Raw genomic sequence first — 15,561 nt, forward strand, 5'->3', positions numbered from 1 at the left:
TCCCATGGCGCCGCCCTTTCGCCCCCGCCGCACCGTGCTTGCCCATGCCCTGCGTATCGCTTTGCTCGGCATCAACCTGCCGTTTGCAGGCCTCGCCCTGGCGGCACCCAGCCAGCACTTCGAAGTCCCGGCCGGTAGCCTGGAGGGTGCGCTCAACGCCTATGCCCGTCAGGCCGGTGTATTGCTGAGCTTCGACCCTGCGCTCACCCGTGGCCTGAGCAGTCGCGGCCTGTCTGGCGACTACCCGCTGGATGTCGGCTTCGCCACCTTGCTTGGCAGTACCGGCCTGGCCGCCGAGGCCAGCAGCGATGGCAGCTGGCGCCTGGTGCGCAGCGCTACCGACGGTGCCGTCACTTTGCAGGCGCAAACCATTTCCGCCATGGGGGAGGAAAACCCGCTGGGCCCGGTTGGCAGCTATGTGGCCAAGCGTAGCGTCACTGCCACCAAGACCGACACGCCCATCCACGAGACCCCGCAGTCGATCTCGGTGGTCACCCGCGAGCGCATGGAGGCCCAGGGCGCGCAGTCGGTCAATGAAGCCCTGCGCTATACCCCTGGCGTGTCATCCTATGGCGCCAACAACCGCTCCGACTGGTACACGGTGATCCGCGGCTTTTCGCCGACCACCTACCTCGATGGCCTGCAACTGCCGAACACGATCAACCTCGCCAGCTGGATGGTCGACCCGTACATGCTGGAGCGCGTCGAAGTGCTGCGTGGGCCGGCGGGCGTGCTGTATGGGCAAGGCGACCCCGGTGGTGTGATCAACCAGGTGTCCAAACGCCCGAGCACCGTCAGCAGCCATGAGATCCAGGTACAGTACGGCACCGATGCCCGCCGCCAGATCGGCTTCGACAGCACCGGTGCGCTGGACGAGGAAGGTGTGTGGAGCTATCGGGTCACGGCCATCGGCCATGAAGCCAACATTCGCGACACGCCATGGGAAGACAAACGCAAGGCGCTTTCGGCAGCGCTCACCTGGCAGCCGTCCGACGATACCCGGCTGACCGTGCTGGGCAGTTACCTGGCTGACGACTCCAACGCCCAGGACAATTTCTTGCCCGCTGTCGGCACCCTGTCGCACTCGGCCTACGGTAAGATCGGCCGTGACACCTTCACCGGCGACAAGCACTTCTCCAAATACGAGAAAACTCAGTACAGCCTTGGCTACGAGTTCGAGACACGCCTCAATGACATCTGGCAGCTGCGTCAGAACCTGCGCTACGCCCACCTGGACCTGAACGACAACATGGTGTTCGGTGTGGGCACCACCGCCTACTATCAGATGCCCGGTGGCGATGACCGCACGTTGTTGCGCTACGCCGGTATCGAGAACCCCAAGTACAGCCGCTGGACGGTGGATAACCAGGCCCAGGCCGACTTCAGCACCGGCGACATCCGCCACACTTTGCTGATCGGTGTGGACTGGCAGCGCCAGCGAACTTCCGACCCGCAGGCCTACATCCTGACCACGCCGTTCGACCTGTATGGTGGCACCGACTATGGCCCGGTCGACCCCAGCCAGTTCACCTCGGATACCTGGAGTTACAGCCACCAGAGCAGCCGCCAGACCGGCCTGTACCTCCAGGATCAGTTGCACTTCGACGACCACTGGGTGCTGACGCTGGGCGGCCGCTATGACTGGGCCCGCTCCGAGACCCATGATTGGACTGTCACGTCCGAAAGCCGTGCGCGCACCCGCGACGAAGCCTTCAGTGGCCGGGTTGGCCTGGTGTACCTGGCCGACAACGGCCTGGCGCCGTACCTGAGCTACAGCGAAGGCTTCACCCCGAATGCGGGTACCGACTTCGACGGCAAGCCATTCGAGCCGACCGAGGCCAAGCAATACGAAGCAGGCATCAAGTACCAGCCGCCGGGTTCGAACAGTTCGGTGACCGCCGCTGTGTTCGAAATCACCCAGGACAACGTGCTGACCGCCGATCCGGACCCGACCCACCCCAACAGCGACGTGCAGACCGGCCAGGTCCTCTCGCGTGGCATCGAATTGGAAGGCGTGGCCAGCCTGTCCAACGAGCTGAACCTGATTGCCACATACACCTACCAGGACGTCAAGGTCACCAAGGCCAACGACGAGAGCGATGGCAAGACGCCAATCAGCATTCCGACGCCGCGCAACCTGGCATCACTCTGGGCGGATTACACACTGCATGATGGTGCGCTCAAAGGCCTTGGGTTTGGCGCCGGGGTGCGGTACACCGGGCGCAACCCAGGGGCACCGGACAACTCGCTGAACGTCCCGTCCTACACGCTGCTGGATGCCACGGTGCATTACGAGACCGGGCCGTGGCGGTTCGCGGTGAATGCCAGCAACCTGACCGACAAGGAGTATGTGGCGGGTTGCTACGACGCTACCCGGTGCATCTATGGCAATGGGCGGACGGTGCTGGGGACTGCCACTTACCGCTGGTGAGTGCGTGGGCCTGTGCGATGGTGGCGCCCCTCACTTTCCTGGCCGGGCGCTGGGCGTTCAGCAAGCGGCGCGAATACTGAGGCCCGATCAGTTCGCCTCGCGTACTGCGCTCAGGAACGCCCGCGTCCGTTCCTGCTGCGGGTTTTCGTAGATCTGTGCCGGCGTTCCCTGTTCATGGATCTGCCCCTTGTAGAAGAAGCACACCCGATCGGCGAACTCGCGGGCGAAGCCCATCTGGTGCGTCACCATCAGCATGGTCAGGTTGTGCTCGCTGCCCAGCCGGCGAATCACGTTCAGCACCTCGCCACACAGCTCCGGGTCCAGCGCCGAGGTGACTTCGTCGAACAGCATCACCTTGGGCCGCATGGCCAGCGCGCGGGCAATCGCCACGCGCTGTTGCTGGCCGCCGGAGAGCTGCGACGGGTAGTGCTCGAACTTGTTGCCCAGGCCCACCATTTCAAGCAGCTCGGCAGCGCGTTCGCGGGCTTCGGCCGGTTTCACGCCCAACACCTGAACCGGGGCCTCGATCACGTTCTGCAAGGCGCTCATGTGCGGGAACAGGTTGAAACTCTGGAACACCATGCCGATCTTGGCCCGCACTTTACGCACATGGCGTTCACTGGCGGCGACCAGTGCACCGTTGCGCCCAGGCATGTGAGTGAGCGCCTCACCATCGACCGAAATCATGCCCTGGTCGATGCCTTCTAGCGTCATCAGCACCCGCAGCAAGGTGGATTTGCCCGATCCGCTGGGGCCGATGATCGCCACCTTTTCGCCTGGGGCGACATCGAGGTTGAGGCCATCGAGCACCGTGAAGCTGCCGTAGCGTTTGGTCACGTCCTTGAAACTGACGATCGGTTGGGCGATGGCGGGTGTCGGCATGCTGGCGTCCAACGGCAGGGGGGTGGTGGCAGGGACGAGTTGGGTCACAGGCGCGATCATCAGCGGAGCTCCAGGCGCAATTCGAGGCGCCGAACGAGATAGGCCAGAGCGACGCTCAGGGCCAGGAAGAACAGACCGACCAGGGTGATCGGCTCCAGGTAGCGGAAGCTCTCGGAGCCGATGTTCTTGGCCTGCTGCATGATTTCCACCACGGTGATGGCCGACAGCACCGGGGTGTCCTTGAGCATGGCGATCAGGTAGTTGCCCAGCGGCGGCAGGATCGGCCGGATCGCCTGGGGCAGGATGACCGCCCGGTAGGCGGTCCACGGCGCGAAGTTCAGGGCGACCACCGCTTCCCACTGGCTGCGCGCTACCGAATCGAGGCCGCCGCGGTACACCTCGGCCAGGTAGCAGGCGTAGTGCAGGCCGATGCCGATGATGCCGGCTTGCATGGCGGTCATGTTGACCCCGTAGTTCGGTAGCACGTAGTAGAGGAAATACACCTGGATCAGCAATGGCGTGCTGCGGATGAACTCGATCAGCAGCGCCACCGGCCATGACAGCCAGGCCTGGCGGCTGCGCCGGGCGATGGCCAGGAACAGGCCGAGCACCACGGCGATCAGGAAGCCCACCAGGGTGATGCCGAGGGTTTTCAGTGACGCCTGCAGCAGGTCGGGCAGGATCTGCGCGACGTAGTTCCAGTCCCAGAAGTTCATGACAGGCTCCCCCGCAGGCGGCCACGGCTCAGGCGCCGCTCGACGCGGCGCATGAGGAAGTTGATGACCTGCGCCAGAACGAAGTACAGCAGCAGGGTGAGGCTGAATATTTCCAGGGTCTGGAAGGTCGCCTGGTCCAGCTGACGGGCGCGGAAGCTCAGGTCCGACAGGGTGATCAGTGACACCAGCGAGGTGTTTTTAAGCAGCTCGATCAGCAGGTTGGTGCCGGGGGCGATGGCGGCCAGCAACGCCTGGGGCAGGATGATGCGCCGGAATCGGGTGGCGGCGGGCATGTTCAATGCGGTGCAGGCCTCGTACTGGCCCTTGGCTACCGAGCTGATCGCTCCGCGCATCACTTCGGCGCCATAGGCACCGATATGCAGCCCGAGGCCGACGATGGCCACGGTGTAGGCACTGAGCTCGAGGTTGAACGGCGGCAATGGCAACACGAAGAACAGCCAGAACAACTGCACCAGTAACGAGGTGCCGCGGAACACTTCGATGTAGGCCAAGCACAGCCAACTCAAGGGGCGCCATGCCGAGCGCCGGCCGAGTGCGGCGAGAATCGCGGCGGCGATGGCCAGCAGCGAGCCGAAGAAGGTGATCTGGATGGTGATCCAGACGCCTTGCAGTAACAACGGTATCAATTCACCCATGGTTCGACCTGAATAATCGGATTACGCAGGGAATGGCACGGCAAGCGCCATGCCACCTCGATTCACTGCTGGGCACAGAGCTCGGCGGCGGTCTTGTCGGTCACGTTGGAGCGGTCGAAACCGAACGGCGCGACAGTCTTCAAGTGCTCCTCGCTGCCCAGCCACTTCTTCATCTCGGCGTTGACCGCATCGCGCAGGGCCTTGTCTTCGGGACGGAAGGCCAGGGCACCGTAGCCGGTGTGGGCTGGGTCATCGGTGAAGTCGGCGATCGCTTCGACCTTGTCACCGCCTTTTTTCGCCAGGCCCTTCATGGTCAGCTGGGTGCCCACGGCGGCATCGGCGCGGCCGGCGCGCACGGCCTGCAACTGGGCGGTGGTGTCCGGTACCTGGAGGATCTGCGCGTCCTTGATGCCCGAATCGCGTGCATAGGCGAGGTTGACCGTGCCAGCCATGATCGCCAGCTTCACGTCTGGGTTCTTGGCGATGTCGGCATAGCTGTGCAGGTTCTTGGGGTTGCCCTGGGCTACCAGCAGGGTGTCGGGCAGTGCGTACTGCGGGTCGGTGAAGATCACCTGCTTGCAGCGCGCTGGGGTGATGTACATGCCGGCGGCGATCACATCGAAGCGCCCGGCACGCAGGCCAGGGATCAGCGAGCCCCACTCGGTGAGCACGCCATCGACCTGCTCGATGCCCATCTTTTCGAAGATGACCTTGGCGATCTCCGGCGACTCCCCCGTGACCCGGCCATCGGTCTCGGTGTAGGCGAACGGGGTTTCATTGGCATAGCCGATACGGATGCGGCTGCTTTCCTTGATCTCGTCCAGGCTGGCGGCCTGGGCGCTGGCCAGCACGGCGAAGGTGGCGCAGGCCACCAGCAGGCGCTGGAAAGGGCGTGAAACGTTGAAAGGCTGGCTCATCAATGAATCTCCTGTTTGTTATAAAAACCGTCGCGGACGGCTCTGTGTTAGGAGGCAGTGGAGCAAAACAGCGAACGCAGGGTCTGGTCGTTTGTTCGGGGCTGCCAGGCAGTGGAGTGTCGACCTTGGGCGGAGCATACAAAAGCTGAATCGGCGATGGCATTGCACTAGGACAATTGCCCGAGGCGCTCGCAGAGGTGATGCTGTGAGCCTGGCCCCGGCAAGCGAAGCGAACATGATGATGCACAGTTGGAAGGCAGCCCTCGACGCCGCTCGCATCGGCGAGTCCAAATACAAGATCCTGGTGCAAGCCGTTACCGCCGAGATCGAGCGCGGCGTACTGGTACACGACCAGCGCCTGCCGCCGCAGCGCCAGGTGGCCGATGCCCTGGGCATCAGTGTGCAGACCGTGACCAATGCCTACAAGGAGCTGGAGCGCCAGGGCCTGGTGCGTTGCGAGATTGGCCGTGGCAGTTTCGTCAGCCGGCGCATGAGCGACCGGGTGTCGGATGACATCATCGACCTCCCCGAGCGCACCTTGGTCGACTTTTCCATCACCCGCATCCTCCACACCCAGGTGCACGAACGCATCTGGCGCGAGACCTGTGCCGAGCTTGCGCAGGAGGAGGAGCAGCCGTGGATCCATGCCTACCGGCCGATCGCCGGTTTCGAGAGCCATCGCGAAGCGGCGGTGCGCTGGCTCGATGGCTTGGGCATGCAGGTCGAGCGCGACGATGTGCTGGTCACCAATGGCGCTGCCCATGCCATCTTCCTGGCCTTGGCCTCGTTGGCCGGGCCCGACGACGTGGTGCTGTGCGAGGGCCTGACCGACCATGGCGTGATTGGCAATTCACAGGTGCTCGGCTTTACCCTCAAGGGCCTGGAAATGGACCGCGAGGGCATCGACCCGGAGCATTTCGAGGATATCTGCAGCAACGAGCGGGTGACCGCGCTGGTGTGCACGCCCAACCTCAACAACCCGACCGTCAGCCTGATGCCCGACAGCCGCCGCCAGGAGATCGCCGACATCGCCCGGCGCTTTGGCGTGCACATCATCGAGGATGACGTATACGGGCCGCTGCTGGGCGGGCGCCATGCGCGGCCGCTCAGTTGGTATGCCCCGGAGCTGTCGTTCTATTGCACCAGCATGACCAAGTCGGTGCTGACTGGCCTGCGTGTGGGCTACCTGGCGATGCCGAAGCGCCTGGCATTGCGCACCGAAAGCATTCTGCGGGTGAACAGCTGGATGGCTACGCCGTTGGTGGCGGAGATCGCCGCGCGCTGGATCAATGATGGGCGTGCCATGCAGTTGGTGGAATTGCAGCGCAGATTGCTGGGTGAGCGCCAGGCATTGCTGCGCGAGTACCTCGGGGAATACGTGCGGGGTCAGCATGCCCATGCATTGGGCGCGTGGCTGAACATTCCCGAGCGCTGGGAAGTGGACAGCCTGGTGCGGGCCTTGCGACGCAGGCAGATCGCGGTGACGCCACCCGAGCCATTCCTCGTGCGCGGCACACCGCGACCGCGGGCGGTGCGCTTGTGCGTGGGAGCCGAGTGTTCCGAAGCCAAGCTGCGCCAGGCGCTGGGCGATATGCGCGAGTTGTTCGGGCAGTATCCGCAGATCCATGAGCTTTGATCGCCTGTGCCGGCCCTTTCGCGGGTAAACCCGCTCCTACAGATACAACTCGGTCTGTAGGAGCGGCGGTTCGCCGCTGCGATTTACCCGCGAAAGGGCCGGCACAGGCCAAAACAAATTTCCCGGCAAATTGCCCTAGTACATTCATCACGACAATTTTCGCCTCATACACTCGGCCCAACTTCAGCTCACTCGTTGGGTCCCGGTCATGTCAGCGCTCTCGCTTCACGATCTCTACCTTGCCCGCCAGCGTATCCACGGCCTGGTGCGTAGCACGCCGCTGGAGCTGTCAGCCAGCCTGTCGCGTCATCTGGGCGTTGCGGTCTACCTGAAGCTCGAAGCCCTGCAGACCACCGGCAGCTTCAAGCTGCGCGGTGCCAGCAATGCCATCGCGGCGCTCAGCGCCGAGCAACGCTCGGGTGGCGTGGTCACTGCGTCCACCGGCAATCACGGCCGGGCAATGGCCCACGCGGCAGCGCAACTGGGCGTGAAGGCGACGGTGTTCCTTTCGCAGCTGGTGCCGGCCAACAAGGTCCGAGCCATCCGCGACCTGGGTGCCGAAGTGTGCATCGTCGGCCACTCCCAGGACGATGCCCAGCACGCCGCGCAGCAGCATGCCGAGCAACACGGCGCCGCCCTGATCCCGCCTTTCGACCATCCTCAGGTCATCGCCGGCCAAGGGACCTTGGGCCTGGAAATCATCGAGCAGTTGCCCGAGGTGCAGCAGGTGCTGATCCCGCTCTCCGGCGGTGGCCTGTTCGCAGGCGTGGCGCTGGCACTGAAAAGCATCAATCCGGCGATCACCACCCACGGCATCAGCATGCAGCGCGGTGCGGCGATGCACGCCAGCCTGCAGGCCGGCCGCCCGGTCGAAGTCGAGGAGCTGGCGACCCTGGCCGACTCGCTCGGCGGCGGCATCGGCCTGGGCAACCAGTACACCCTGGGCATGACCGGACGCTTGCTCGACCAGCTCCACCTGCTGCCGGAAGCCTCCATCGCCAACGGCATGCGCCATGCCTACCAGCAGGAGCGACTGGTGCTCGAAGGTGCCGGCGCGGTTGGCATCGCCGCGCTGCTCGACGGCCTGGTGCCGGCCCGCGGCCCGGTCGTGGTGGTGCTCAGCGGGCGCAACGTCGACAGCGCACAACACCTGCGCGTCATCAACGGCGGCGACGCCTGAGAACTCACGTTTGTTCACTGGAGGTATTGCAATGCCGGCCATCACCTTGCTCAGCGAAGCCGACCTGCGTAGCTGCATCACCCTCGATCATGATGCGCTCGATGCCATCGAGCGGGCCTTCGCCTTGCTCGCCACGGCCAAGGTGGCGATGCCGCCGATCCTGCGCCTGGATGTGCCCGAGCACAATGGCGAAGTGGATGTGAAAACCGCCTACCTGCCCGGCCTCGAACGGTTCGCGATCAAGGTCAGCCCGGGCTTTTTCGACAATCCCAAGCTCGGCCTGCCCAGCCTCAACGGCATGATGATGCTGCTTTCGGCACGCACTGGCCTGCTCGATGCCTTGCTCCTCGACAACGGCTACCTCACCGCCGTGCGTACCGCTGCCGCGGGGGCGGTGGCTGCCCGCTGGCTGTCGCGGCAGAACAGCCGCAGCGTCGCCCTGATCGGCAGTGGCGAACAGGCCCGCTTGCAATTGCAGGCCCTGCGCCTGGTGCGGCCGATCGAACGGGTCATGGTCTGGGGCCGCGATGGGCAAAAGACCGCCGCCTTGTGTGACGACCTGGGCCGTGATGGGCAACTGCAGGTGCAGGCCTGCGACAGTGTCGACCAGGCCATGCAGGCGGTGGACATCGCCATCACTTGCACGCCCAGTTGCGAGCCGCTGATCCAGCCACATCACCTGCAACCGGGGTTGCACATCACCGCCATGGGCTCGGACGCCGAGCACAAGAACGAGATCGCCCCCCAGGCCCTGGCCCGGCTCGACCGCTATGTCGCCGATCGCCTGAGCCAGACCCGCGTGCTCGGCGAACTGCACCATGCCTTGCTTGCCGGCACGATCAGCGACAAGGCCAGTCATTCCGAACTGGGCCAGATCATCGCCGGCCTGCACCCGGGCCGCGCCAACGCCGAGGAGGTCACCCTGTGCGACCTGACCGGCACCGGCGCCCAGGACACCGCCATCGCCAACCTGGCCTTCGAACGCGCAGTCGCCGCGAACAAAGGCCTGGCGTTTCTCAGCTGACACCTTTCGCAACCCACTCACAAGAAGGGCATCCGTATGTCACAGACAGTGGTCAACTTGCCGTTCAGCCGGCAGGAATACGCCCAGCGCCTGGCCAAGACCCGCGCCGCCATGCAGGCGCAGGGCCTGGAGCTGTTGCTGGTCACCGACCCATCGAACATGGCCTGGCTTACCGGTTATGACGGCTGGTCGTTCTACGTGCACCAATGCGTGCTGCTGGCGCTCGATGGCGAGCCGATCTGGTTCGGTCGCGGGCAAGACGCCAACGGCGCCAAGCGCACGGTGTTCATGCAACACGACAACATCGTCGGCTACCCGGACATCTACGTGCAATCGCGTGAGCGCCACCCAATGGACTACCTGTGCCAGGAAGTGATCCTGGCCAAGGGCTGGGGCGGCCTGAGCATCGGCGTGGAGATGGACAACTACTACTTCAGCGCAGCGGCCTATCAATCCCTGTGCACGCATTTGCCCCAGGCGCGCTTCAGTGATGCGGCGGGCCTGGTCAACTGGCAGCGGGCGGTCAAGTCGCCGCAGGAAATCGAGTACATGCGCATCGCCGCGCGCATCGTCGAGCAGATGCACGCAGGCATTCTCGAACGCATCGAACCGGGCATGCGCAAGAATGAACTGGTGGCCGAGATCTACCGCAGCGGCATCCTCGGCGTCGATGGCCATGGCGGCGATTACCCGGCCATCGTGCCCTTGCTACCGACCGGCGCCGATGCCAGCGCGCCGCACCTGACCTGGGACGATTCACCGTTCACTCGCGGTGCCGGCACCTTCTTCGAGATCGCCGGCTGCTACAAGCGCTACCACTGCCCGCTGTCGCGCACGGTGTACCTGGGCAAGCCGCCGCAGCACTTCCTCGAAGGGGAAAAGGCGGTGGTCGAAGGCATTGCGGCAGGCCTGGATGCGGCCCGGCCAGGCAACACCACCGGCGACATCGCCCGTGCATTTTTCGCGGTGCTGGAGAAGTTCGGTATCCACAAGGACAGCCGCTGTGGCTACCCGATCGGCATCAGCTACCCGCCAGACTGGGGCGAGCGCACCATGAGCCTGCGCCCGAGCGACACCAGCGTGTTGCAACCGGGCATGACCTTCCACTTCATGCCGGGGCTGTGGATGGACGACTGGGGCCTGGAAATCACCGAAAGCATCCTCATCACCGAGACCGGGGTCGAGACCCTGTGCAACGTGCCGCGCCAGCTGTTCGTGAAGGACTGAAGCATGAATGCAATCGCACAGGCCACCAGCGTGATGGCCAACCCGATCAGTTGCACCCTGGATTTCGACCAGGACGGTGTACAGCATGGTTTTCTCAAGCTGCCGTACTCGCGCGACGATTCGGCCTGGGGTGCAGTGATGATCCCGCTGACCGTGGTCAGGAACGGTAGCGGCCCGACCGCCTTGCTCACCGGCGGCAACCACGGCGACGAATACGAAGGCCCGGTGGCGCTGAGCAAGCTGGCCCAACAGCTGCAAGCCGATGAGGTGACGGGGCGGGTGATCATCATCCCGTTCATGAACACCCCGGCGTTTCATGCCGGCACCCGTACTTCGCCGATCGACAAAGGCAATCTCAACCGCAGTTTCCCTGGGCGACCCGATGGCAGCGTGACGGAAAAGATCGCCGATTACTTCCGGCGCACCTTGCTGCCGCTGGCCGATATCGTCCTGGATATCCATTCCGGTGGCCGTACCCTCGACTTCCTGCCCTTCGCCGCCTGCCATGTGCTGCCCGACAAGGCCCAGCAGGCGCGCTGTGAGGCCGGCATGCAGGCCTTCGCCGCGCCCTACGGCATGCGCATGCTGGAGCTGGATGCGCAGGCGATGTACGACACCGCCGCCGAGGAGCAGGGCAAGGTGTTCGTCACCACCGAGCTGGGTGGCGGCGGCACCTCCACGGCGAAGAGCGTGGCCCTGGCCGAGCGCGGCGTGCGCAACCTGCTGATCCACGCCGGCATCCTCGCCGGCCAGATGGAGCAGGGCGAGACCATCCTGCTCGACATGCCCGATGGCGACTGCTTCATCGCCAGCGAGCACGACGGCTTGCTGGAGATGTGCCGCGACCTGGGCGACACGGTCGGCCAGGGCGAAGTGATCGCCCGCATCCACGACATCCGCCGCACCGGCAGCGCCGCGGTGGAATACCGCGCCCGCCGCAGTGGCCTGCTCGCCGCCCGGCATTTCCCCGGGCTGGTCAAGTGCGGCGACACCCTGGCGGTGATCGCCGACGTATTGCCCTAGCCCCGGCGCCACGACAACGAGGTATGGAGAACAGTCATGTCACACCACTACCCATTCAATAGCCTGTGCCACGTCGACGGCCAGTGGCTGCACAGCCACAGTGGCAACCGCATCGCCGTGCACGATCCAGCCAGCGGTCGGCTCATCGGCGAGGTGCCCTCGCTCGATCAGGAACAGATCGTGGTCGCCGTGGATGCCGCCGAGCGGGCCTTCCCGGCCTGGCGCCAGCAGAGCCTGGACAGCCGTGCTGCACGGTTGCGACGCTGGGCCGAGCTGATCCTCGAACATCAGGAAGCACTGGCGCGTATCCTCAGCGAGGAGCAGGGCAAACCGCTGGCTGAAGCGCGGGGTGAAATCGCCTATGCGGCGAGCTTCATCCCCTGGTTCGCCGAGGAGGCCCGGCGCCTGAATGGCCAGACCATTGCCAGCCATATCGCGGGGGCCCAGTTGAGCACGCTGAAGGAACCCGTCGGGGTTTGCGCCTTGCTCACGCCGTGGAACTTCCCCAGCGCCATGATTACCCGAAAGGCGGCTGCGGCACTCGCCGCCGGTTGTACGGTGGTGGTCAAGCCGGCCCATGAAACGCCCTTTTCGGCGTTGGCCCTGGCGCAACTGGCAGAGGACGCCGGCTTCCCACCGGGGGTATTCAACGTGGTCATCGGCGAACCGCAGATGGTCATGCAAACCCTGGTCCGCGACAGCCGTGTGCGTGCAGTCAGCTTCACGGGCTCGACCCGCGTCGGCAAGCTGGTACTCCAGGCTGCGGCCCAGGATGTGAAAAAGGTGGCGCTGGAACTGGGCGGCAACGCGCCGTTCATCGTCTGCGCCGATGCCGATCTCGAACTGGCGGTACGGGTGGCCGTGGCGGCCAAGTTCCAGACCTCCGGCCAGGATTGCTGCGCGGCCAATCGGATCATGGTGCAGCGGCCATTGTACGAAGCCTTCCTGGCGCGCTTCGCCGAGGCGGTGCGGGCACTGAAGGTGGGGCCGGCCATGGCCGAGGGTGAAGAGACGACAGCAGAAGTCGGCCCGCTGATGCACCAGGCTGCCTTCGATGCGACCCAGGCGCGGGTCGAAGACGCCTTGCAGCGCGGTGCCCGGCGCCTGGTCGGCGGCGAGGGCCACGCCCTGGGTGGCTGGTTCTTCCAGCCGACGGTGCTGGCCGATGTCACCCCGGCGATGCGTATCTACCAGGAAGAAAACTTCGCGCCGATCGCCGGGGTCATGCCGTTCGATACGCTGGACCAGGCCATCGCCATGGCCAACGACACCGAGTATGGCCTGGCGGCGTACATCGTCGGCAACCGCCTCGATGTCGTCCATCCGCTGGTACGCCGGCTCGATCACGCGATGGTGGCGATCAACGGCGTCAAGTTCACCGGCCACCCCATTCCATTCGGCGGCATGAAGGCCTCGGGCCTGGGCCGCGAAGGCGGCAGCGAGGGCTTCGAGCCCTTCGTCGAAACCAAATACGTTTGCCTGCACCACCACGGTCAGTTCTAAGGAGCGATTGCCATGAGCCAAGATTTCAGCCAGCTGTTCGAACAGGACCGCGCCCACTTCATGCACCCCTCGACCCATGCCCACGACCACGCCAGCGGTGCGCTCAAGGGCCGGATCATCACCGGCGCCGAGGGCATCCGCCTGCGTGACCACGAAGGCCGGGAACTGATCGATGCCTTCGCCGGCCTGTACTGCGTGAACATCGGCTACGGCCGTACCGAGGTGGCCGACGCGATCCACCGCCAGGCCAAGGAACTGGCCTACTACCACACCTACGTCGGCCACTCGACCGAAGCGATCATCGAGTTGTCCAGGCGCATCATCGACTGGGCCCCGGCGGGCATGAAGAAGGTCTATTACGGCCTGTCGGGCTCCGACGCCAACGAGACCCAGGTCAAGCTGGTGCGTTACTACAACAATATCCTCGGGCGGCCACGCAAGAAGAAGATCATCTCTCGCGAGCGTGGCTATCACGGCTCGGGCATCATGACCGGCAGCCTGACCGGGCTGCCCAGCTTCCACCAGCATTTCGACCTGCCGGTGGAAGGTGTCAAGCATACGGTCTGCCCGCACTGGTACCGGCAGGCCCCGGCCGGCATGGACGAACAGGCCTTCGTGCAGCACTGCGCCGACGCGCTGGAGCAGATGATCCTCGCCGAAGGCCCGGACACGGTCGCCGCCTTCATCGGCGAGCCGCTGATGGGCACCGGCGGCATCATCGTCCCGCCCAAGGGCTACTGGAAAGCGATCCAGGCCGTGCTGCAGCGCTACGACGTGTTGCTGATCGCCGACGAAGTGGTCTGCGCTTTCGGCCGGCTGGGCTCGAAGATGGGCAGCCAGCGCTATGATATCCGCCCGGACCTGATCACCACAGCCAAGGGGCTGACCAGCGCCTATGCGCCGCTTTCGGCGGTGATCGTCGGTGAAAAAGTCTGGAATGTGATCGACGAAGGCTCGCAGAAGGCCGGGCCGATGGGCCACGGCTGGACCTATTCCGGTCACCCGATCTGCGCGGCGGCGGCCTTGGCCAACCTCGATATTCTCGAGCGCGAGCACCTGACCGAGAACGCCGAACAGGTGGGCGGGTACCTCAACCGGCGTATGCGCGAGACGCTCGAAGGCCATCCGCTGGTGGGTGAAGTGCGGGGTGACGGCATGCTCTGCGCGGTCGAGTTCATGGCCGATCGGGAGGCGCGCACCGCGTTCGACCCGGCGCTCAAGATCGGCCCGCAGGTGTCGGCGGCCTGCCTGGAGCGCGGCATGATCGCCCGCGCCATGCCGCATGGCGACATCCTCGGTTTTGCCCCGCCGTTGGTGCTGACCCAGGACGACGCCGAGACGATCGTCGCCATCACCAAGGCGGCCGTCGATGAGGTGGCCGACAAGCTGGGTTGACCTCGACGCCTCGCTCGTCGGTAAGCGGGCTCCTGCGGCAGTCCGCTTGCCGGCACCGGCAGCCCTTCAGCCAACCGACTGACAAGCGAAACGGCAAGTCGCCATGGATCGACCATACTGACTCTTCATTGCCCTTCGGGAGAGTGCCATGGCCAAGCCGTCCAGGAACAAAGCGCCGAAAGAGCGGTTGGAAAAGCTGGGCGGTAAAGCCTACGAGAAGGAACTCAAGCGCCTGCACGTAGAACTGGTCAAGTTGCAGGAGTGGGTGGTCGCCAAGGGGCTGAAGGTGTGCATCGTCTTCGAGGGGCGCGATGGCGCCGGCAAGGGCGGCACCATCAAGGCCATCACCGAGCGCGTCAGCCCGCGGGTGTTCCGCGTCGTGGCGCTGCCGGCCCCGACCGAGCGGGAAAAGACCCAGATGTACGTGCAACGTTACTTGCACCATCTGCCGGCCGCCGGTGAAGTGGTGATCTTCGATCGCAGCTGGTACAACCGCGCTGGCGTCGAGCGGGTGATGGGCTTTTGTACCGAAGAGCAGAGCGCCAAGTTCCTCACCGTGGTGCCGCTGTTCGAGAAGATGATGGTCGAGTCGGGGATCATCCTCATCAAGTACTGGCTCGAAGTCAGCGCCGATGAGCAGACCCGCCGCCTGCAGGACCGCATCAACGACGGGCGCAAACTGTGGAAGCTGTCGCCCATGGACCTCAAGTCGTACACCCGCTGGGACGACTATACCCGCGCCCGCGACGATATGTTCGCCGCCTCCGATTCGTCCTGGGCGCCTTGGTTCATGGCGCACTCCAACGATAAACGGCGTGCCCGGCTGAATATCGTCAGCCACATGCTGACGCGCATCCCCTACAAGGACATCACCCGCGACCAGGTGGTGAAGTTGCCCAAGCGCGGCAAGATCGGCAAGTACAAGGCCGTGGCCTACCCCTTCAAAGTGGTCGAAGAACGATTCTGATCCC

Annotated in this window: 13 protein-coding genes; 9 read left to right on the forward strand and 4 right to left on the reverse strand. The window is 64.8% G+C overall.

The annotated features are described in order from the left end of the window. Window positions 1-4 precede the first annotated feature (4 nt). Window positions 5-2,431, forward strand: a complete 2,427-nt coding sequence (locus IAE37_RS13830; RefSeq protein ID WP_201174481.1) for a TonB-dependent siderophore receptor — start codon at window positions 5-7, stop codon at window positions 2,429-2,431. Window positions 2,432-2,518: 87 nt separating this feature from the next. Here the strand turns inward: IAE37_RS13830 and ehuA are convergent, their stop codons facing one another. The 4 genes from ehuA to ehuB all read right to left on the reverse strand — a co-directional run bounded on the left by ehuA (window position 2,519) and on the right by ehuB (window position 5,602). After that, complete coding sequence (gene ehuA / locus IAE37_RS13835) at window positions 2,519-3,313, reverse strand: ectoine/hydroxyectoine ABC transporter ATP-binding protein EhuA (RefSeq protein WP_201174594.1); 795 nt, start codon at window positions 3,311-3,313, stop codon at window positions 2,519-2,521. A 59-nt stretch (window positions 3,314-3,372) separates the two neighbouring features. Further along, window positions 3,373-4,029 (reverse strand): ectoine/hydroxyectoine ABC transporter permease subunit EhuD, encoded by a 657-nt coding sequence (ehuD, locus tag IAE37_RS13840; RefSeq protein WP_201174482.1) that lies wholly within the window; start codon window positions 4,027-4,029, stop codon window positions 3,373-3,375. Further along, window positions 4,026-4,685: an ectoine/hydroxyectoine ABC transporter permease subunit EhuC gene (gene ehuC / locus IAE37_RS13845; protein WP_201174483.1), complete on the reverse strand. Its 660-nt coding sequence runs from the start codon at window positions 4,683-4,685 to the stop codon at window positions 4,026-4,028. Before ehuC ends, ehuD begins: the two co-directional genes overlap by 4 nt. Before the next feature lie 62 nt (window positions 4,686-4,747). Further along, window positions 4,748-5,602 (reverse strand): ectoine/hydroxyectoine ABC transporter substrate-binding protein EhuB, encoded by an 855-nt coding sequence (ehuB, locus tag IAE37_RS13850; protein ID WP_201174484.1) that lies wholly within the window; start codon window positions 5,600-5,602, stop codon window positions 4,748-4,750. 241 nt (window positions 5,603-5,843) lie between these two features. Here ehuB and ehuR point away from each other — a divergent pair, with 241 nt between their 5' ends. The 8 genes from ehuR (at window position 5,844) to ppk2 (ending at window position 15,557) form a co-directional block, all read left to right on the forward strand. Beyond that, on the forward strand, window positions 5,844-7,238 hold the full coding sequence (gene ehuR, locus IAE37_RS13855) for a MocR-like ectoine utilization transcription factor EhuR (RefSeq protein WP_201174596.1): 1,395 nt from the start codon (window positions 5,844-5,846) through the stop codon (window positions 7,236-7,238). A 208-nt stretch (window positions 7,239-7,446) separates the two neighbouring features. Then, complete coding sequence (gene eutB, locus IAE37_RS13860; protein WP_201174486.1) at window positions 7,447-8,418, forward strand: hydroxyectoine utilization dehydratase EutB; 972 nt, start codon at window positions 7,447-7,449, stop codon at window positions 8,416-8,418. A gap of 31 nt (window positions 8,419-8,449) precedes the next feature. After that, complete coding sequence (gene eutC, locus IAE37_RS13865; RefSeq protein ID WP_201174488.1) at window positions 8,450-9,442, forward strand: ectoine utilization protein EutC; 993 nt, start codon at window positions 8,450-8,452, stop codon at window positions 9,440-9,442. Window positions 9,443-9,478: 36 nt separating this feature from the next. Further along, a complete protein-coding gene (gene doeA / locus IAE37_RS13870; protein WP_201174490.1) occupies window positions 9,479-10,669 on the forward strand; it encodes an ectoine hydrolase DoeA in 1,191 nt (396 codons plus the stop codon). A gap of 3 nt (window positions 10,670-10,672) precedes the next feature. Continuing rightward, complete coding sequence (doeB, locus tag IAE37_RS13875) at window positions 10,673-11,692, forward strand: N(2)-acetyl-L-2,4-diaminobutanoate deacetylase DoeB (RefSeq protein ID WP_201174492.1); 1,020 nt, start codon at window positions 10,673-10,675, stop codon at window positions 11,690-11,692. 36 nt (window positions 11,693-11,728) lie between these two features. Beyond that, a complete protein-coding gene (locus IAE37_RS13880; protein WP_201174494.1) occupies window positions 11,729-13,195 on the forward strand; it encodes an NAD-dependent succinate-semialdehyde dehydrogenase in 1,467 nt (488 codons plus the stop codon). Window positions 13,196-13,207: 12 nt separating this feature from the next. Then, a complete protein-coding gene (locus IAE37_RS13885) occupies window positions 13,208-14,590 on the forward strand; it encodes an aspartate aminotransferase family protein (protein ID WP_201174497.1) in 1,383 nt (460 codons plus the stop codon). Window positions 14,591-14,738: 148 nt separating this feature from the next. Further along, window positions 14,739-15,557, forward strand: a complete 819-nt coding sequence (gene ppk2 / locus IAE37_RS13890; protein WP_201174499.1) for a polyphosphate kinase 2 — start codon at window positions 14,739-14,741, stop codon at window positions 15,555-15,557. Window positions 15,558-15,561 lie beyond the last annotated feature (4 nt).

The sequence above is a fragment of the Pseudomonas sp. S31 genome (genome assembly GCF_016648105.1).
Classification (GTDB): domain Bacteria; phylum Pseudomonadota; class Gammaproteobacteria; order Pseudomonadales; family Pseudomonadaceae; genus Aquipseudomonas.